Origin of the sequence: Pseudoalteromonas luteoviolacea, assembly GCF_001696455.1 — a bacterium.
In the GTDB taxonomy this organism is placed as follows: domain Bacteria; phylum Pseudomonadota; class Gammaproteobacteria; order Enterobacterales; family Alteromonadaceae; genus Pseudoalteromonas; species Pseudoalteromonas luteoviolacea_C.
Map to the genome: position 1 here is coordinate 58467 of NZ_MAUJ01000001.1, position 17717 is coordinate 76183.

General features: G+C 42.9%; 20 protein-coding genes and 1 tRNA gene. 16 read left to right on the plus strand and 5 right to left on the minus strand.

The features are described from left to right. Positions 1-7: 7 nt before the first annotated feature. Both A7985_RS00275 and nadK read right to left on the minus strand, forming a co-directional pair. Positions 8-598 (minus strand): hypothetical protein, encoded by a 591-nt coding sequence (locus A7985_RS00275; RefSeq protein ID WP_065788456.1) that lies wholly within the window; start codon positions 596-598, stop codon positions 8-10. A 62-nt stretch (positions 599-660) separates the two neighbouring features. Next, a complete protein-coding gene (gene nadK, locus A7985_RS00280; RefSeq protein ID WP_065788457.1) occupies positions 661-1545 on the minus strand; it encodes an NAD(+) kinase in 885 nt (294 codons plus the stop codon). 93 nt (positions 1546-1638) lie between these two features. Here nadK and A7985_RS00285 point away from each other — a divergent pair, with 93 nt between their 5' ends. The 3 genes from A7985_RS00285 (at position 1639) to A7985_RS00295 (ending at position 4181) form a co-directional block, all read left to right on the plus strand. After that, positions 1639-2583, plus strand: coding sequence for an HrcA family transcriptional regulator (locus tag A7985_RS00285; protein ID WP_065788458.1), 945 nt, complete (start codon positions 1639-1641; stop codon positions 2581-2583). A gap of 58 nt (positions 2584-2641) precedes the next feature. Further along, on the plus strand, positions 2642-3250 hold the full coding sequence (grpE, locus tag A7985_RS00290) for a nucleotide exchange factor GrpE (RefSeq protein WP_065788459.1): 609 nt from the start codon (positions 2642-2644) through the stop codon (positions 3248-3250). A 133-nt stretch (positions 3251-3383) separates the two neighbouring features. Beyond that, positions 3384-4181, plus strand: coding sequence for a M48 family metallopeptidase (locus A7985_RS00295; protein ID WP_065788460.1), 798 nt, complete (start codon positions 3384-3386; stop codon positions 4179-4181). A 65-nt stretch (positions 4182-4246) separates the two neighbouring features. Here A7985_RS00295 and A7985_RS00300 read toward each other — a convergent pair whose 3' ends face one another. Continuing rightward, positions 4247-4759, minus strand: a complete 513-nt coding sequence (locus A7985_RS00300) for a M48 metallopeptidase family protein (protein ID WP_065788461.1) — start codon at positions 4757-4759, stop codon at positions 4247-4249. Between the two features lie 68 nt (positions 4760-4827). Between A7985_RS00300 and A7985_RS00305 the strand changes: the two genes are divergently transcribed. Continuing rightward, entirely contained in the window at positions 4828-5250 is a 423-nt protein-coding gene (locus A7985_RS00305; RefSeq protein ID WP_065788462.1) for a GFA family protein, read from the plus strand. Positions 5251-5287: 37 nt separating this feature from the next. Here A7985_RS00305 and A7985_RS00310 read toward each other — a convergent pair whose 3' ends face one another. Together A7985_RS00310 and A7985_RS00315 are read right to left on the minus strand one after the other, a co-directional pair. Continuing rightward, positions 5288-5488, minus strand: coding sequence for a hypothetical protein (locus A7985_RS00310; protein WP_065788463.1), 201 nt, complete (start codon positions 5486-5488; stop codon positions 5288-5290). 66 nt (positions 5489-5554) lie between these two features. After that, positions 5555-6403: a DUF72 domain-containing protein gene (locus A7985_RS00315; RefSeq protein ID WP_065788464.1), complete on the minus strand. Its 849-nt coding sequence runs from the start codon at positions 6401-6403 to the stop codon at positions 5555-5557. Between the two features lie 198 nt (positions 6404-6601). Here A7985_RS00315 and aspS point away from each other — a divergent pair, with 198 nt between their 5' ends. The 12 genes from aspS to nadA all read left to right on the plus strand — a co-directional run bounded on the left by aspS (position 6602) and on the right by nadA (position 17642). Continuing rightward, on the plus strand, positions 6602-8377 hold the full coding sequence (gene aspS / locus A7985_RS00320) for an aspartate--tRNA ligase (protein ID WP_065788465.1): 1776 nt from the start codon (positions 6602-6604) through the stop codon (positions 8375-8377). A gap of 110 nt (positions 8378-8487) precedes the next feature. Beyond that, positions 8488-9009: a crossover junction endodeoxyribonuclease RuvC gene (gene ruvC / locus A7985_RS00325; protein WP_063372970.1), complete on the plus strand. Its 522-nt coding sequence runs from the start codon at positions 8488-8490 to the stop codon at positions 9007-9009. Between the two features lie 2 nt (positions 9010-9011). Continuing rightward, positions 9012-9629, plus strand: coding sequence for a Holliday junction branch migration protein RuvA (gene ruvA / locus A7985_RS00330; RefSeq protein ID WP_065788466.1), 618 nt, complete (start codon positions 9012-9014; stop codon positions 9627-9629). Positions 9630-9631: 2 nt separating this feature from the next. Further along, complete coding sequence (ruvB, locus tag A7985_RS00335) at positions 9632-10636, plus strand: Holliday junction branch migration DNA helicase RuvB (protein ID WP_063372972.1); 1005 nt, start codon at positions 9632-9634, stop codon at positions 10634-10636. 834 nt (positions 10637-11470) lie between these two features. Continuing rightward, positions 11471-12175, plus strand: a complete 705-nt coding sequence (tolQ, locus tag A7985_RS00340; protein WP_063372973.1) for a protein TolQ — start codon at positions 11471-11473, stop codon at positions 12173-12175. Further along, positions 12162-12590 (plus strand): protein TolR, encoded by a 429-nt coding sequence (gene tolR / locus A7985_RS00345; protein ID WP_065788467.1) that lies wholly within the window; start codon positions 12162-12164, stop codon positions 12588-12590. The genes tolQ and tolR overlap by 14 nt, the downstream gene beginning before the upstream one ends. Then, positions 12590-13531: a cell envelope integrity protein TolA gene (tolA, locus tag A7985_RS00350; RefSeq protein ID WP_065788468.1), complete on the plus strand. Its 942-nt coding sequence runs from the start codon at positions 12590-12592 to the stop codon at positions 13529-13531. Before tolR ends, tolA begins: the two co-directional genes overlap by 1 nt. Positions 13532-13540: 9 nt before the next feature. After that, positions 13541-14899, plus strand: coding sequence for a Tol-Pal system beta propeller repeat protein TolB (gene tolB / locus A7985_RS00355; protein ID WP_065788469.1), 1359 nt, complete (start codon positions 13541-13543; stop codon positions 14897-14899). Between the two features lie 41 nt (positions 14900-14940). Beyond that, positions 14941-15477, plus strand: a complete 537-nt coding sequence (gene pal, locus A7985_RS00360) for a peptidoglycan-associated lipoprotein Pal (RefSeq protein ID WP_063372976.1) — start codon at positions 14941-14943, stop codon at positions 15475-15477. Positions 15478-15494: 17 nt separating this feature from the next. Beyond that, positions 15495-16250 carry a tol-pal system protein YbgF gene (ybgF, locus tag A7985_RS00365; RefSeq protein ID WP_065788470.1) on the plus strand — a complete coding sequence of 252 codons (756 nt, stop codon included), beginning with the start codon at positions 15495-15497 and terminating at the stop codon, positions 16248-16250. Positions 16251-16401: 151 nt separating this feature from the next. Then, positions 16402-16477 (plus strand) — tRNA-Lys (locus tag A7985_RS00370). 121 nt (positions 16478-16598) lie between these two features. Then, the gene (nadA, locus tag A7985_RS00375) at positions 16599-17642 is read left to right on the plus strand and encodes a quinolinate synthase NadA (RefSeq protein ID WP_065788471.1); all 1044 of its coding nucleotides are present in this window, start codon (positions 16599-16601) and stop codon (positions 17640-17642) included. The last annotated feature ends 75 nt before the right edge of the window (positions 17643-17717 follow it).

Below are 17717 nucleotides of genomic sequence, written 5' to 3' on the forward strand. Positions count from 1 at the left end.
CAACTTTTTAATTGACAATGTCAGCGGCGTGACGCTGTACCGGAGGGTTATCCTGATCTGAATTTACCTCTTCAATATCCGTTTCATCTTCTTGAGCATCAGCATTTTGATTCGCTGAGTCTGCATCATAGGTGTCGGGTGTTTGAATACGTGAAATTAGTGCAGGTAAGACTTCAGCATAGAAAGTTTTATTATAAGCGATACCCGTGGAAGGCAGTTCTGCTGCAAATAAAAACAGTTGCTCAGACAACAGCTCAAGGTTATCGTTGTTTCTACACTTATTGAGTTCCGATCCAATTTGCATCAGCAAAAGTTCACTTACTTTTTCTAGTCTATCTAGGTTTTCATCATTATGAGACTGGACGACAAAAAAGTTGCTTACAATTGCATTGAACTTAGGCGCATGTTTAGGCCTAATCAGTTTGCAATCGACATATTCAGATATTTTTCGTTTGTATAGACCGGTAATATCTTTAACGCGCTCATTGAAAATGCGTTTCTCGGCATCCCTTGCTTTTTGTCGATTGTTTTCAATAACCATGTAGACGCCAAGGATAGTGATGAGCAACACTATCGACACAATCACTATGTAAGTCATGTTGTATTACTTTTCCCTAATATAGAAAATAAATCAGCCCTATTCTGCTTAACAAATTCGCTTTAGTAAAGCCTACTGCCCCAATTTAGTTTTTCTCTAAGAACATGGTAGTAGGAATAGCTTGTAGGATGAATAAGACGAAGCTTTTGTGACGCTTTTTTGACCACCACTTCGTCGCCAGGCAATAAAGCCAATACGACATGACTATCACAGCTAACTTGTAAGCTCGCGGTATTTTCAGGGCTCAATTTCAATGTAATTTGCTTGTTAGCATCTACAACTAGTGGGCGGCTGGATAAGGTATGCGGAAACATCGGAACCAAGGCGACAGCATTAAGCTCAGGGGTTAAAATAGGGCCTCCTCCTGATAGCGAGTAGGCTGTGGACCCGGTAGGGGTTGTGACGATGAGGCCATCGGAACGCTGAGAGAACACAAACTGATCGTCAATGAAGGCTTCAAATTCGATCATATGTGCCACCTTATCAGCGTGTAAAACCGCTTCATTGACCGCCAAGTTTGCACTTTTCAACTGGGCGTGTCGATACACTTCAACCTCTAATAAAAAGCGGTGTTCCTCAACAAACTTGCCACTTAATACTTGCTCAAGCTCGGGTTCGAAGTCGTGGGGGTTAAGATCAGTTAAAAAGCCAAGATTGCCTCGGTTTACTCCAATGACAGCAACGTCAAATCTAGCGAGCACACGTGCTGCGCCCAACATATTTCCATCGCCACCAACTACAACGGCCAAATCACACTTTTCGCCCAATTCAACAAGCTCTAAAAGTTGGCCATCTTTCAAGCCTGTTAGCTGTTTGCCTGCCCGGCGCTCGACAAAAACTTCATATCCGAGAGCTTGCAAAAATGTATAAAGGCGATGTAAGGTCTGAGCGGCACCGTCATGGTTTGGTTTTCCAATAAGGCCGATGGTGTTAAATGGAGTGCTCATTTTTAACGCATATCCTTGGTATTTAAACTTTCCCAAGATTATCTTAAATTTGAGGCGCTTGAAACTTTGAAATTTGCCCCAACATAAATAATTATGAAATTAAGTGCCCGCGACAAACAAGTTTTTTCAGCTGTGATGAGCCTTTACTGTAATGGTGAAGGGGTGCCTGTAGCGTCCAGTAAAATTGCCAAAATGAAAGGAATGGCGATTTGTTCTGCCACTGTGCGCAATGCAATGGCGCGATTAGAAAACCAAGGTTTGTTGTTTTCACCACATACTTCAGCTGGACGTGTTCCATCAGATATTGGCATAAAGTATTGGCTACAAGAATATTTTGAATTAGACAATATCGCTTCTTATTGGCAACCGGAGCAGGAGCATCTCGTGACGTTGGCGCACTCTTTAAGCCAACAATATCAAGTGTGCTGTGTAGTTGGATTACCTCAAGTCAGCAGCCAAAAGGTATTTAGAGTTGAAGTTTTAGACTTTGATAGAAAGCACTGGCTGGTCTTACTGATTGATAAAGCGGGGCAGTCACAAAATATTTGCATTAATAAACCTGCTGATAATTCGGACGAAATACGTTATCAATTTGCATTGTGGATGAACACAGTATTTAGTCAGCAAACGCTTAAAGAAGGGTTGCACCGGATGCGAGCGATGGCTAATAGCGCCATGCCTAATTGCAGAGAGCTGTTGAAGCAGTGGACACGAGAGCTGAGTTTACAACTGGGAACTGACAACAGTATCGTGGTAGGTGAACGACACATATATAATCGTTTAGAGCAGTCGAATGACTTAAGCCTAGGTGTACCATTTTTACATCAAGTAGAAGATAGACTGGCATTTCGGGATGGGCTGTCTGTTTTATTAGGTTCCGAGGTGGACGAAGCGAACCTGTCACGTTATGTGATATTAAGTGTGCCTTATTTTATGGATCAGGAGTACCAAAGTCGTTTTTGTGTCGTATGTCCGGCGGAGGCGCCAATTGAATCAATAATTGAGGAATTTACTCGAATCGAGCAAAAAGGCCCTTGAAACTAAAAAATCCATCCCCATAATTACGGCAGTTGTAAAGAATCGGAGATATACTTTCATGTCTGAGCAGACAAAAGCACCAGAGCAGGAATTAGAAACTGCACAAGAAGAAGTAGTAGAACAAGCTGCTGAAGCGCAAGCACAAGAAGAAGCGCCACAGGCTGAACAGGCTGAGTTAAGCCCTGAAGAGGAAATTGCTGGTTTATACGCTGAGCTTGAAGCTGCAAAGCAAACAATTGAAGGTCAAAAAGACGGTGTTGTTCGCGCTGCTGCTGAAGTAGAGAACATGCGTCGCCGTGCAGCGCAAGATGTTGAAAAAGCACATAAGCTAGCACTTAAGAAGTTTGCCAACGACTTATTACCAGTAATTGATAACCTAGAGCGTGCAGTAGAGTTTGCAGATAAAGAAAATGAAGCAACTAAATCAGTTCTAGAAGGTGTTGAAATGACGCTTAAAAGCTTCTCAGATGCACTGAACAAATACGGTGTAGAAGCGGTAAACCCGCAAGGCGAGGCTTTTTCTCCTGAATTCCATCAGGCGATGTCTATTCAACCTAGCAATGATGTAGCGCCAAATACAGTGTTAGCTGTTATGCAAAAAGGCTATACATTAAATGGTCACTTACTAAGACCTGCGATGGTGATGGTTTCGAAAGCCGCAGAATAATCTAATTTATGTTTAAAAAGCCCGCTTTGTAGCGGGCTTTTTTGTTATCACTGGTCAAGCTTTAATAATGTAGTTTATTATTTACATATAATCAGCAATAAAAATTGCAAGTCAACAATACGTGGGAAGTATGATGAAAAAAGTAGTAGCGTGTATGTTAGTTGCTTTGGCACTGAGTGGTTGTAAAACATCTCCAACAGGTCGAACTCAAATAATGCTTTACCCAGAGCAGAAAATGGATGAGATGGGCGTCGCGAGCTTTGATCAATTAAAATCAGAACAGACTATTGAAGGCGAAGCGAACAGTAATCAGTATGTGAGTTGCATTGCAGATGCGCTGATTGCCCAGCTGCCAAATAAATACGCCTCACAGAAGTGGGAAGTTGTTGTCTTCAAAGATGACAGTGCAAATGCATTTGCGCTGCCTGGTGGGAAAATCGGCGTGCATACGGGCTTACTGAAAGTGGCAAAAAATCAGCACCAACTGGCGGCTGTAATGGGTCATGAAGTGGGTCATGTTATTGCACAACATGCCAATGAACGTGTTTCTCAAAGCACCTTATTGCAAGCTGGACTCCAAGTAAGTAATGTGGTGATGGAGATGAATAACATCGAATATCGCAACGCAATCATGCAAGGACTTGGCGTTGGTGCCCAAGTAGGTATTGCTTTGCCGTTTAGTCGCAGTCATGAGACTGAGGCTGATATAATTGGGTTAGAGTTGATGGCTAAAGCCGGATTTAAACCAGCTGGCGCTGTGGAGCTTTGGCAAAACATGGAGAAGCTCGGTGGTGAAAGGCCGATGGAGTTTTTATCGACTCACCCATCGCCAGACAACCGTAGTCAGCGGCTAACTGACAAAATGCCAGCGGCCAATAGCCTTTATCAAGCAGCTAAGCAAAAAGGCCTGAACCCTGACTGCAAAATTTGATGATATAAAGATAAGGCAGTGCACTTTTGTGACTGCCTCATGGTTCTTTCAAAAGTGCGAGGGTCTTATAGTTCTTTATAAAAGTTGAGTGCACGCTCATCTAATACAATAAAAAGCCGTAGGTCTAACTCTAGCTGATGATAGTCGGGCTCCATATGGCAGCATAAATTGTAAAACGCTTTATTATGGTCCGCATGCTTAAAGTGTGCGAGTTCATGTACGATCAAGGCCCTAAGAATAGCCTCAGGTGCATACTTTAGTTGATTGTTAAGTGCAATGTCATACCGCGCTTTTAGTTTTTTACCGTGTACTTTTTGTTGATGGGTATGCGTGCCTAGGGTGCCTTTCACCATGTCAGTGTGTTTGTTAAAACTGACGGAATTTAACCGTGGCGTATTCTTGAGAAAGCGCTGTTTTATTTCGGTACTGTATTGATATAAATCTTGTTGATTTTGCAGTTGATGTCCAATTGGGTATTTGCGCTTGAAATACGTTTGCAATTGATTGGTCGTAATTAGTTGGCTAACTTGATCCTGTAGGTTTTCAGGATAGTGCTGAAAGTATTTCAATTCTTGCATTGCGGTCTTTTTTTGAAGTCGTTTCTCGCGTAATCTCTAAGTGGGATTATAACGCAAGGAAAAAGTATATGTACAAGGCAAGCTGTCTATGTAAAGGGGTGGAGTTAGAAATTCATGGACCAATTGAAAGCATTATTCATTGTCATTGCTCACTGTGCAGAAAATCAAGTGGTACAGCGTACGCGACTAATGGTTTTATCGCAACGGATTCGATGAAGATTATCAAAGGTGAAGCACTCATTAAATCTTATGCTTTCAAACCCGGTCGATTGCGTCACTTTTGTAGCAATTGCGCCTCACCATTATTCAGTTCAAATGCAGATTTACCAGAAAAACTTAGGCTACGGTTAGGTTTATTGGACTCTGAAATAGAAGAGCGTCCGATGTCTCATAATTTTATCACGTCTAAAGCGAATTGGGATGATTTAGATGCTGACCTACCTAGATATGATACTTTTGAGCCGAGCCGTCTAAAGAACTGCTTAAAATAATTGTTGAGTGTGAGTGCGTGCACTCACACTGTAGTGCTTATTTTGTTTCCATTGCACAGCAATCAGATGCTCTAGAGTTACCACCAAAAACTTCTTGGTGCGGCAGGTTACAGCAATCAGAAGCACGAGAATTACCACCTGTTCCGCCACCGGCAATGTGCTTTGTTTGTGCTCCAGGCAAACGCGCCGTGTCTTGTGAGAGAGTTTTTACTTGTTTTTTATATAGTTTTAATTTCATTTTTATTCCTTCATTTATATTAAACCCACCACAACACTGTATTAAATTACTATTTTTGTCAAATGCTTACAGAAGACTTCCTTGCTTTGGCTGTTGTTCAGCAGGAAAAGGGTGTAACACTTTGTGGTCAACGCCTAGGTCTTGAGTAAACTGCCGTGCGAGCAGGGGTGAGTCGTAATTATCGGCAGTGTGAAAGAATACCAAGGGTTCCTTGCCCTCCTTTAACCAACCACGGATTTTGTTGAGCCAAGGGTCGTAAAATTGCCTATTCTCTTGAAGGTTAGAGCAGCCAACAAATCTGACCATTGGGCGATTGCCAGTGGCAATGACATTGACCGGGACGCGTGGCTTTTTACGCTGGGCATCTATGATGGCAGGTGTGCTGGCGGGCTCACTAAATAATGGACGAGTGTCCATGATGATACGGTTGATGTTATTTTGCATTAGGTATTGATTGAATCGTTTTTCATTTTCATCTTTTTGAAAAAAGCCTAAATTGCGTACCTCAATACCTACACATAGCTCCTTGGGCAACATCGTCATGAACGCTTCAATACGATTCAAGTGCTCGGGGCCGCAATTAGCGGGTAACTGAACCATAATCATGGCCATTTTGTCGAAGAGGGGAGCAAACAGCTTACACCATTCAAGCGTCTCTTTTTGACAGTTTTGCAGCGCCAGCTCGTGCGTTATGTATTTGGAAACTTTAAATGTGAATCGAAAGTCCGCAGGCACAGCATCTCGCCACTGTAAAATTGTCTCAGGCTTAGGGTTTGCATAAAAGCTAGTGTTGCCTTCAACGCTATTGAAAATACCCGCGTATTCTTTGAGCATGTCTGAGCTTTGACAATGTTGACTAAAAAAGCGGCCCTTCCAGTGAGTAGAGCTCCATTGTGGACAACCTAAATACAGCATAATGACTTTCGTTGATGTTTTTTATAAGTCTAACAAACTGAGAGTACCTAAAAAAACCAACTTTACACATAATGATCATGATTGGAGGATGACAAAGCGGCCTATTTTTATATAATTGGCGATTATTTTTGTTAATTACGATAGCCCGTAGGCGAAACTGCACTTTGAAATGTAAAAGCCTAGGCAAATAGGAACGATATGCGCTCTATATACTGCGGAAAATTAAATAAGGACCACGTAGGTCAGGAAGTCGAACTATGTGGTTGGATCAACAAGCGCCGTGACTTAGGTGGATTAATTTTCGTCGACTTAAGAGATCGCGAAGGCCTAGTACAAGTTGTATTTGACCCTGAAGTAGAAGGGTTAATGGATGTTGCAAACACATTGCGTCAAGAGTTTTGTGTAAAAGTAACTGGTAGTGTGCGTGCAAGGCCTGAAAGCCAAGTAAACAAAGACATGGCAACGGGTGAAGTGGAAATCTTAGGCACTGGCCTTGAGATCATCAACCGTTCTGAGCCGCTACCATTGGACTTCAATCAGCAAAACTCGGAAGAACGTCGCCTTAAGTACCGTTACTTAGATCTTAGACGCTTAGAGATGAGTGACCGTATCAAGCTACGTGCTAAAGCATCAAGTTTTGTTCGTCGCTTCCTAGATACTAATGACTTCCTAGACATTGAAACGCCAGTTTTAACCAAAGCGACTCCGGAAGGCGCACGTGATTACTTAGTGCCTAGTCGTGTACATAAAGGCAGTTTTTACGCTTTGCCTCAGTCTCCACAGTTGTTCAAGCAATTGCTCATGATGTCAGGCTTTGATCGTTACTATCAAATCGTTAAGTGCTTCCGTGATGAAGACTTGCGAGCTGATAGACAACCTGAATTTACACAAATTGATATCGAAACGTCTTTCATGACGTCTGATCAAGTGCGTGAAGTAACGGAGCGTCTGATCCGTGAAATGTGGCAAGACCTGCTAAACGTTGATTTGGGCGAGTTCCCTGCAATGCCATACTCAGAAGCAATGCGTCGTTTTGGTTCTGATAAGCCAGATCTACGTAACCCGCTAGAGCTTGTAGACGTTGCTGATATCGTAAAAGATGTAGAGTTTAAAGTACTAGCCGGACCTGCGAACGATGAAAAAGGTCGTGTCGCAGTACTGACAGTACCGGGTGGTGCAGAGCTATCTCGTAAGCAGATTGATGAATACACGAAGTTTGTTGGCATTTATGGTGCGAAAGGGCTTGCTTGGATGAAGGTTAACGACCGCGATGCAGGTATGGAAGGTGTTCAGTCTCCGATTGCTAAATTCCTTAACGAAGAGGTGATTACTGCACTGCTTGAGCGCACAAACGCGCAAACAGGCGACATCATTCTATTTGGTGCAGATAAGCGTAACGTTGTAAACGAAGCAATGGGTGCGCTTCGTCTTAAAGTTGGCTTGGATAGAGAGATCACTGACCTGAACAAGTGGGCGCCACTTTGGGTTGTTGACTTCCCGATGTTTGAAGAAGACGATGAAGGCAATTTGCATGCAGTACACCACCCGTTCACAGCACCAAAAGACATCAGTGCACAAGAGCTTGAGGCAAACCCAGCTGCAGCAATTTCAGATGCCTACGATATGGTACTGAATGGTTATGAAGTGGGCGGTGGCTCTGTTCGTATCCATAACAACGAAATGCAACAAGCGGCTTTCAGAATCTTGGGTATTGAAGAGCAAGAACAGCAAGACAAGTTTGGTTTCTTGTTAGATGCGCTTAAGTACGGTACACCTCCGCATGCCGGTTTAGCATTTGGCCTAGATCGTCTAGTAATGCTACTGTGCGGCACTGATAATATTCGTGACGTTATTGCATTCCCGAAAACAACACAAGCTTCTTGTCTAATGACAAATGCCCCAAGTGTTGCAAACCCAGATGCATTAACTGAACTTGCAATTGCTGTACAACAGGCACAAAGCGAAGAGCAGTAATTCAAGAACATGATTGAAAAGGCGGCCTTTATGGCCGCCTTTTTTGTTTTGATACTGGTAATCTATACAGTATTTTGGCATGATGTGGAAAAAATTAAGAGAGTAATGCCTTGGCAGTTTTATTGGGTATAGACCCAGGTTCCAGATTTACCGGTTACGGTGTTATTCAACATCAAGGTGCAAAATTCCAGTACCTTGGCAGTGGTTGTATTAAGCTTGCCGATCATGACTTTCCCACGCGATTAAAAATGATCTATCAAGGGGTGAGTCAATTAATCGAGCAGTTTTCGCCAGATAGCTTTGCGATTGAACAAGTTTTTATGGCGCACAACCCCGATTCTGCGTTAAAACTGGGTCAGGCACGAGGTGCAGCGATAGTTGCTGCAACCATGCAAGACATCCCTGTTCATGAATACTCAGCGCGGCAAATAAAGCAGGCGGTAGTTGGAACAGGCGGTGCAAACAAATCTCAAGTACAAGAAATGGTTAAGCGAATTTTAAAGCTACCAGGTACTCCACAGGCTGATGCTGCTGATGCGTTAGCCATTGCGATTTGTCATGCGCACTCTGAACAAAATTTAATTCGATTGGCAGGCAATGCTAAAAAAACAGTTCGTGGAAGGTTAAGATAATTATGATAGGCAAATTAAGCGGAACTTTATTAGAAAAACAACCTCCTGAGATCTTAATTGATGTCAACGGGGTAGGCTATGAAGTGCAAATGCCAATGACTTGCTTTTATGAGCTGCCAAATGTTGGCCAAGCTACGGCAATTTTCACTCATTTTGTTGTTCGCGAAGATGCGCAATTACTGTTTGGCTTTAATCACAAGACCGAACGTGCATTATTTAGAGAATTAATCAAAGCAAATGGTGTTGGACCTAAGTTGGCCTTGGCGATTTTGTCGGGTATGTCTGCCGAGCAATTTGTCCACTGTGTGAATAATGGTGATGCGTCTACGCTAGTTAAAATACCCGGTGTAGGCAAAAAAACGGCGGAACGACTAGTCTTAGAAATGAAAGATAAACTTAAAGACTTTGGCCATGATTTATTTACACCCTATAGTGATAATGCCGTGTTGCCGCCGCAGGAAGATCCAACAGTGGGTGCAGTACCTGCTGATGATGCAATCGCGGCTTTGATGGCGTTGGGCTATAAAGCTGCGCAAGCGCAAAAAGCTGTGAAAGGTGTTAAAGGTGAAGGCTTAGACGCAGAAACCTTAATCAAAGAAGCTCTTAAATCCATGATGTAATTATGATAGAAGCAGATAGACTAATTGAGCCCGAAGTACAGGGCAATGAAGAGCAAATAGACCGTGCTATTCGCCCAAAATTATTAAATGACTATACGGGACAACCTCATGTTAAACAGCAGATGGAGATATTTATTGAAGCTGCGCGTTCACGTGGGGAGGCGCTTGACCATCTATTGATATTTGGCCCGCCAGGGTTGGGTAAAACCACACTTGCTAATATTGTGGCAAATGAGCTCGGTGTAAATATAAAAACCACGTCAGGACCTGTGCTTGAAAAAGCAGGCGATTTGGCAGCAATGCTGACAAACTTGGAAGAAGGTGACGTTTTATTTATTGACGAGATTCATCGCCTCAGCCCTCAGGTAGAAGAAATTCTCTATCCAGCAATGGAAGACTATCAGCTTGATATTATGATAGGTGAGGGACCTGCTGCGCGTTCAATTAAATTGGACTTGCCTCCATTTACTTTAGTCGGCGCTACTACCAGAGCTGGTTCTTTGACTTCACCATTGCGTGATCGGTTTGGTATTGTGCAACGCTTGGAGTTTTATTCTGTAGATGATTTGGCGACAATTGTGAGTCGTTCTGCACATTTTTTGAATCTTGAATCAACAGATGAAGGTGCGAGAGAAGTTGCTAAAAGGGCGAGAGGGACGCCTCGTATTGCGAATCGACTACTACGTCGTGTAAGAGATTTTGCCGATGTGAAAGGTGACGGCAGTGTAGATGCAAATATTGCAAGCCAAGCGCTAGATATGGTCGATGTCGATAAATGTGGCTTTGACTATATGGACAGAAAGTATCTCTTGGCCATTATTGAAAAGTTCACAGGTGGCCCTGTCGGCCTTGATAACCTTGCCGCTGCCATCGGTGAAGAAAAAGAAACCATTGAAGACGTCATCGAGCCTTTCCTAATTCAACAAGGGTTCATTCAACGTACGCCTAGGGGACGTATTGTCTCTGACCGCGCTTATATGCATTTTGACCTAAGTAAAGAAGACTAACCCCTTTTTGCCACAGCTTCCACGGCTGTGGCTTTTCTATTCCTTTTCCCTTCACCTTAAACGTTCTTTGTTAGTCAAAATCTTGCGTGGCAGCGAATTACAGGCAAAAAAAAGCCCGCACATATGTGCGGGCGAAAACAACAAGTTGAAGGAAGTAATCCAGGGAACTGATGAGTCTGTTAAGGTTTTATCCAAAAGTTTCTCATCAAAGTAATAGAACAATCAGACATCTATTACTTAGGTAACTGGCTTTTGCATTGCGTTAAGCAGTGCGCTCAGTACAGGGTGTATATTAAAGACATCCGCCGGCTTTATCAAACTAGAAAAATTATATCTTTCGGATTAAAAAAACTAATGGCAAAGCTTGTTTGTTATTTTTTAATGGTTAATTAATGACTCTATTTACATTGTTATCTGTATGTTTTTATTGGGTTTGTACTAATTATGCGCAGATTGTGAATATTAGATAAATTGTTGTTAATTGGTATTACCAATGGGTTTTTGAGCATTTATTCGTGCAAAGTGAATAAATTCCGTGTTTTATGCATGTTGAGTAAATATTTAGGCTGCTACTGAAGTTGTGGAATAAAAATGTTAATTGCAGATAGGGCACGATAAATAAAATGATTCAATTATTGATATATCCTTAAAGGTCAATAAATAAAGTACATACTGATGATTGTGTCATTTATCGACATTTAAGCTAATTTTATAGCTTTGACGTTGTAAGCCACTATTTGTGTGGTTAAACTACCTGAACCTTTTGTCGTGCTTGAAGTCTATCAGTTGAAAGGCGCCATGCCGGGTACACAATATTATTAGGAGTGTTAAAACGTGGAATCGGGTCTAAATTTCATTGATCTAATCTTAGAAGCCAGTGTGCTTGTTCAACTTGTTATGTTGACTTTAGTGGGTATGTCGATCGCATCTTGGGCGATCATATTCCAGCGTCGTGCGGTAATCGCTGAAGCACAGAGCGATGCAAGAAAGTTTGAGCAGCAGTTTTGGTCAGGAATGGATCTTGGAAAGTTATATAACGAAATCACTGCGCGTTCAGGTAGTTCAAAAGGTCTAGAAGCTTTATTTGTGGCTGGCTTTAAAGAATTTGCCAGACATAAAAAGAACAACACCGGCTCTGCAAACATGATTTTGGATGGGACGCACCGCTCAATGCGTGTTGCGCTATCGCGCGAAGTAGAAAAACTAGAGTCTAGCCTTTCATTTCTTGCAACGGTTGGCTCAATTAGTCCATACATCGGCCTATTTGGTACGGTTTGGGGGATTATGACAGCATTTATTGCGCTTGGTAATGTGAAACAAGCAACACTCCAAATGGTAGCACCCGGTATCGCTGAAGCGTTGATTGCGACAGCAATGGGTCTGTTTGCTGCCATTCCTGCTGTTATGGCGTACAACCGCTTTGCCAAACATGTTGAAAAGCTGGAAGTGAACTATGCCAATTTTATGGAAGAGTTCGCCAATATTTTACATCGTCAAGCTGCCACGTTAGTAGAGGCGAAAAATAATGTATCAGCCTAAGAAAAGACGTCCTGTTGCAGAGATAAACGTCGTACCCTACATCGATGTGATGCTGGTGCTGCTAATTATCTTTATGGCAACAGCACCATTAATTACACATGGTGTAAAAGTTGATCTGCCTCAGATGCAAGAATCAGATTTGGTAGAGACAAAAGATGCGCCGCCTATTATTGCCAGCATTGATGCTGAAGGCCGTTACTTTGTATCGGTAGGAACTGATCCTGAAGCGCCCATGGATGCTGTTGAGGTTGCAGCGGTTATTAAACTTAAATTGCAGCAAAACCCGGATACGCCGGTATTGATTAAGGGCTCTGGTCGCGTGTCATATCAAGAAGTCTTACTGCTGATGGACTTTTTGAAAAATGCGGGTGTGCCCTCTGTAGGACTAATGACTAAATCGTTTGAGGATAACTAATGGATGCGTTGACAAGCGGAATTATCAAGTCGTTTCTGCTTCATTTCGCGTTAGCTGGAATGTTGTTCGCCTCTGCTAATTTGCAGATGTCAAAACCTACCGTGATGCAGGTGCAGCTTAATCCAATCAGTGAGTCTATTGAAGAAGAGAAAGTCGTGTCTGCCATTTCGGTTGATCAACAAGCCGTTGAGCGCAAAGTTGCCGAGTTGAAAAGACAAGAAGATGCCAAAAAGCGAGCAGAAGAAAAGCGCATTCGCGATTTAGAGCGCCGAGCACTTCAAGCTCGTAAAGACCGAGAAGCGGAGGCCAGACGCATCAAAAAGCTTGAGCAACAGCGACAAGCAAAACTTGCTGAAAAACGCAAAGCAGAAGCGCAAGCTAAAAAAGCCCGTGAAGTTGAGAAGAAACAACGTGCCGACGCAGAAAAAGCACGTAAAGAAAAGCTACAAGCAGAGCGAGCGGCAAAAGCAGCAGCGCAAAAGCGTAAGTCAGAAGAAGATCGTTTAAAAGAAGCTGAAGCCAAGCGTAAGCATCAAGAAGAGGAAGCTAAACGTAAAGCCGAAGCAGCTGAGCAGGCGCGTCAAAAAGCACTACAAGAGCAATTGTTACAAGAGCAACTTGCTCAAGAGCAGGCTGCAAGAGCCAAAGTACGCCAACAACAAGTGTTAGGGGAAGTAGATAAGTACAGAGCACTCATTATGCAGCGTATTCAGTCAAACTTACTTATCGATGAGAAAATGAAAGGCAAACAATGCCGCTTGAATATTCGTCTCGGGTTCAATGGACTCGTGACACAAGCAAAATCTCTTGGGGGCGACAAGTTGGTGTGTGAAGCGGCGCTTAGAGCTGTACGTATGGCAGATACCTTACCTGTTTCAAAAGATAAAGATGTCTTTGAACAGCTTAAAAATATTAATTTAACGATTAAACCAAACCTTTAAAGGAAAACCATGTTAAAGCATTTTAAAAACATATTGTTGGTTTTTGCTTTCGGAATGACAGCCCTCGCTAACGCGGCGCTTGAAATTGTCATCACCGAAGGGGTAGACAGTGCAAGACCGATTGGGGTTGTGCCATTTAAATACATAGGTAATGGAGAAGTGCCCTCTGAGATCAGCTCGGTTATCGCAGCTGATTTGATGAGAAGTGGTAAATTTAAGCCCGTAGCAGAGGAACAAATGCCTCAATTGCCCACGACTGATGAAGAAGTGGATTACGATGCTTGGGTTAGCTTAGGTGTCGAAGCGATTCTTGTTGGAACAGTGACGCAGCAGCCCGCCAATCGCTATTTGGTGAAATACGAGCTTATCGACGTATTGCGCGCGCAAATCACTGGCGGCGAAACACGCATGATGAGTAATGGTAAGTTAATGAAGAGTCAGGATCACATTCTAGAGAGTCGTCAGAGTGTAATTGACAGTGATTCATTCCGTTACTATTCACACCAAATCAGTGATGTGGTTTACGAGGCGCTCACTGGTGAACGTGGCGCATTTAGAACCAAGATTGCTTATGTTATCGTTCGTGAAGAGCAAGACAAGCCATATCAGCTTGTTGTAGCGGACTATGACGGCTTTAACGAGCAAGTGTTACTGCGCTCTAAAGAGCCTCTCATGTCACCTGCGTGGTCGCCTGATGGGAATAAATTAGCGTATGTAACATTTGAAAATCGTCAATCTCAGATCTATGTACAAGACATCTATACAGGAAAGCGAGAAAAGATCACCAGCTATAAAGGCATCAATGGAGCACCACAGTTTTCGCCTGATGGCACACAAATGTTAGTGGTGTTGTCAAAAGACAAAGGCGGAGCGACAGAAGTGTACGTTATCGACCTCGAAACTCGCAGCGAAAAGCGCTTAACTAAGCACAGAAGTATAGATACTGAGCCAAGTTGGCATCCAAATGGCAGAGAAATTGTTTATACGTCTGAAAGGGGTGGTAATGCCCAGATATATAAGTTAAATTTAGATACTGGTAGATCTAGACGTGTGACCTTTGATGGCGATATGAACTTAGCGGGTTCTATTACACCAGATGGTAAACAATTAGTAATGGTAAATCGCACGTTAGGTCAGTACCATATTGCTAAGAAAGAATTTGATTCAGGGCTGTTTCAGGTGCTAACTCGTACGAGACTCGACGAATCCCCGAGTATTGCGCCGAACGGCTCTATGATTATTTACAGTACCCTGCATAATAATAAGCAGGTTTTGGCCCTGGTGTCGATGGACGGTCGCTTTAAAGCGAGATTGCCAGTACTTGACGGGCAAGTGAAGGCACCGGCCTGGTCGCCGTTTTTACAGTAAAATTTACTGGTTAGACTTATAAAGATATAGGAATATACTCGATGCAACTTAACAAAACTTTAAAGGCTTTATTGGTAGCGTTGCCTGTAATGACTTTAGCTGCATGTAGCTCATCATCTGGTGATGTTGATGGTGGTGAAGGTCAGCAAACCAATGCTTCTTCTAACAGCAACAACGACGGCGTTGATGTAAACACAATTGATCGTCCAAAAACTGCTGAAGAAAAACTTCAGGAGAAGTATGAAGCGTTGCGTCAAGAGCAGATCGTATACTTCGATTTTGACCGCTCTACTGTTCGCAGCGAGTACGTTGAGTTACTACAAGCACACGCTGACTTCCTAGTTAAAAACCCAAGCGTTAAAGTACTGATTGAAGGTCACGCAGATGAGCGTGGTACGCCTGAGTACAACATCGCACTAGGTGAGAGCCGTGGTAAGTCAGTTGCTAAGTACCTTGAGAGCCTAGGTGTTTCTGATAGCCAAATCTCTGTAGTGAGCTACGGTGAAGAAAAGCCAATGGTTAAGTCGCGCACTGAAGAAGCTTTTGCTAAGAACCGTCGCGCGGTATTGGTATACTAATTTAGACAAGAGATGTTATGAAGCCGAAAACTATTTTGGCAGCCATCATCTTTCTTAGCGGGAGCTCCCAAGTTTGGGCAGCTCCCGCTACTGTTTATGATGCTGCAAATTCACAGAAAACGCTTGAACAGCGCGTTGCTGAACTCGAAAACATGATGAACAATCGCAATCGTGTTCAGGCAGACTTACAATTACAATTGCAGCAATTGCAAGACGAAGTGAGCCAAGTTCGTGGTTTTACCGACGAGCAAAGCTACAAGCTTGAAAAAGTCTTACAACGCCAACGCGAGTTATATCAAGAGATTGAAAATCGCGTCACGCAAGTTTATGAGCAAACTAAATCAGATATTGCAGCAACGACTATCCCCAGTGTTGGAGAGCAGGCTGTAAGTACTAACTTATCTGAAAACGAAGCGTATGATCGCGCTGTGGCACTTATTATGAAAGATAAGCGCTATGATGCGGCAATTCCTGAATTTCAAAACTTTTTGAAGCAGTTCCCCGAATCTGTTTATATTCCAAATGCGCATTATTGGCTAGGCCAGCTACAATCTATTAAGAGTCAGCCAGCAGAAGCAATAAAGCATTTCACCGTGGTTGTTGATCAATTCCCTGACTCCAACAAGCGCCCTGATGCAATGCTCAAGCTGGGTACATTGGCTGCAAACGCTGGCGATAAAGAAAAAGCTAAGCAGTTGTTCAATGACTTGATCAAAGAGTACCCAAGTACAACTGCTGCAAAATTGGCAACAGAGCGCTTAGCTAAGTTATAGTTAGCTGCTTTGTGTACACAGTGGTCTAAAAATAGGCGCTTAGACATAAAATTTAAAAAAAACAGCGTAATTCAGTTGCACTAGAAATTTAAATAAGTATTATAAGCGCCCGCAGCAGGCGATACGGTATCGACTTCTTGCTGCAATGAGTGGGTCATTAGCTCAGTTGGTAGAGCAGTGGACTTTTAATCCATTGGTCGATGGTTCGAGTCCATCATGACCCACCATTCCAAGCGTATTCTTTTATTATTAAATATTCTTTCCTAATCTTGTCATTTACTAGGATTATCTCTGTATTTTTCGTATAATTCGCCTCAATTATGCAATGTGGACTATGTGGTCGAGAGAATGAGTCTAGCAGAACAAATCATGCCCGAGGATTATATATTTCCTCCAAAACCCGCTCCGTTAAATGATGAAGAAAAGGCGCAGTACAAAGCGCGTATTAAGTCATTGTTAAAAGAGAAAAATGCCGTATTGGTTGCCCATTATTACACGGATCCAGAGATCCAAGCATTGGCAGAAGAGACCGGTGGTTGTGTCGCGGACTCACTTGAAATGGCGCGCTTTGGTGCTAAACAAGAAGATGCAGACATTATCATTGTTGCTGGTGTACGTTTCATGGGTGAGACAGCTAAAATCCTCACACCTGAAAAAACAGTTGTGATGCCAACGCTGGCAGCCACGTGTTCACTGGATGTAGGTTGTCCAATCGAAGAGTTTTCTAAATTCTGTGATCAGCACCCAGAAAGAAAGGTTGTTGTATACGCAAATACGTCTACTGCGGTTAAAGCCCGTGCCGATTGGATTGTGACTTCTTCATGTGCACTTGAAATCGTTGAGCACTTAGACTCTGAAGGCGAAACCATCATTTGGGGCCCAGATAAGCATTTAGGGTCATACATCCAGAAGAAAACTGGTGCTGATATGATCATGTGGAATGGTGCGTGTATCGTTCATGATGAATTCAAGACGAAAGCATTGAAAGACATGAAAGCGTTGCATCCAGATGCTGCGGTACTTGTACACCCAGAGTCGCCAGCAGAGATTGTAGATCTTGCTGACGCTGTTGGTTCTACAAGCCAGCTAATCAAAGCAGCGCAAGAGATGGATAATCAAAAGTTCATCGTGGCAACAGATCGCGGTATTTTCTACAAAATGCAGCAACTTTGCCCTGAAAAAGAATTCTTTGAAGCGCCAACTGCAGGCGAAGGTGCAACCTGCCGAAGCTGTGCCCATTGCCCTTGGATGGCGATGAACGGCTTGCAGGCGATTGAAGAAGCGCTGATCAATCCTGAAGGCAAAGAAGTCTTTGTCGATATGGAGCTACGTAAAGGCGCGTTACGTTCACTTAATCGTATGTTAGATTTTTCAGCGAGCTTAAAAGGTTAATACAATATTGACTGTAATCTAGCCAGTTGAGTGAGATTACAAAAAAAGTACTTGCTAAAAGGCGGGGGTTTTCAT

What these genes read in the sequence shown, in the direction of transcription:
- aspS (WP_065788465.1), top strand. Translation starts at nt 6,602, where the DNA reads ATGCGCTCTATATACTGCGGAAAATTAAATAAGGACCACGTAGGTCAG.
- A7985_RS00305 (WP_065788462.1), top strand. Translation starts at nt 4,828, where the DNA reads ATGTACAAGGCAAGCTGTCTATGTAAAGGGGTGGAGTTAGAAATTCAT.
- ybgF (WP_065788470.1), top strand. Translation starts at nt 15,495, where the DNA reads ATGAAGCCGAAAACTATTTTGGCAGCCATCATCTTTCTTAGCGGGAGC.
- A7985_RS00295 (WP_065788460.1), top strand. Translation starts at nt 3,384, where the DNA reads ATGAAAAAAGTAGTAGCGTGTATGTTAGTTGCTTTGGCACTGAGTGGT.
- A7985_RS00275 (WP_065788456.1), bottom strand. Translation starts at nt 598, where the DNA reads ATGACTTACATAGTGATTGTGTCGATAGTGTTGCTCATCACTATCCTT.
- nadA (WP_065788471.1), top strand. Translation starts at nt 16,599, where the DNA reads ATGAGTCTAGCAGAACAAATCATGCCCGAGGATTATATATTTCCTCCA.
- grpE (WP_065788459.1), top strand. Translation starts at nt 2,642, where the DNA reads ATGTCTGAGCAGACAAAAGCACCAGAGCAGGAATTAGAAACTGCACAA.
- ruvB (WP_063372972.1), top strand. Translation starts at nt 9,632, where the DNA reads ATGATAGAAGCAGATAGACTAATTGAGCCCGAAGTACAGGGCAATGAA.
- nadK (WP_065788457.1), bottom strand. Translation starts at nt 1,545, where the DNA reads ATGAGCACTCCATTTAACACCATCGGCCTTATTGGAAAACCAAACCAT.
- tolR (WP_065788467.1), top strand. Translation starts at nt 12,162, where the DNA reads ATGTATCAGCCTAAGAAAAGACGTCCTGTTGCAGAGATAAACGTCGTA.
- tolA (WP_065788468.1), top strand. Translation starts at nt 12,590, where the DNA reads ATGGATGCGTTGACAAGCGGAATTATCAAGTCGTTTCTGCTTCATTTC.
- A7985_RS00285 (WP_065788458.1), top strand. Translation starts at nt 1,639, where the DNA reads ATGAAATTAAGTGCCCGCGACAAACAAGTTTTTTCAGCTGTGATGAGC.
- A7985_RS00315 (WP_065788464.1), bottom strand. Translation starts at nt 6,403, where the DNA reads ATGCTGTATTTAGGTTGTCCACAATGGAGCTCTACTCACTGGAAGGGC.
- ruvA (WP_065788466.1), top strand. Translation starts at nt 9,012, where the DNA reads ATGATAGGCAAATTAAGCGGAACTTTATTAGAAAAACAACCTCCTGAG.
- A7985_RS00300 (WP_065788461.1), bottom strand. Translation starts at nt 4,759, where the DNA reads ATGCAAGAATTGAAATACTTTCAGCACTATCCTGAAAACCTACAGGAT.
- A7985_RS00310 (WP_065788463.1), bottom strand. Translation starts at nt 5,488, where the DNA reads ATGAAATTAAAACTATATAAAAAACAAGTAAAAACTCTCTCACAAGAC.
- pal (WP_063372976.1), top strand. Translation starts at nt 14,941, where the DNA reads ATGCAACTTAACAAAACTTTAAAGGCTTTATTGGTAGCGTTGCCTGTA.
- tolB (WP_065788469.1), top strand. Translation starts at nt 13,541, where the DNA reads ATGTTAAAGCATTTTAAAAACATATTGTTGGTTTTTGCTTTCGGAATG.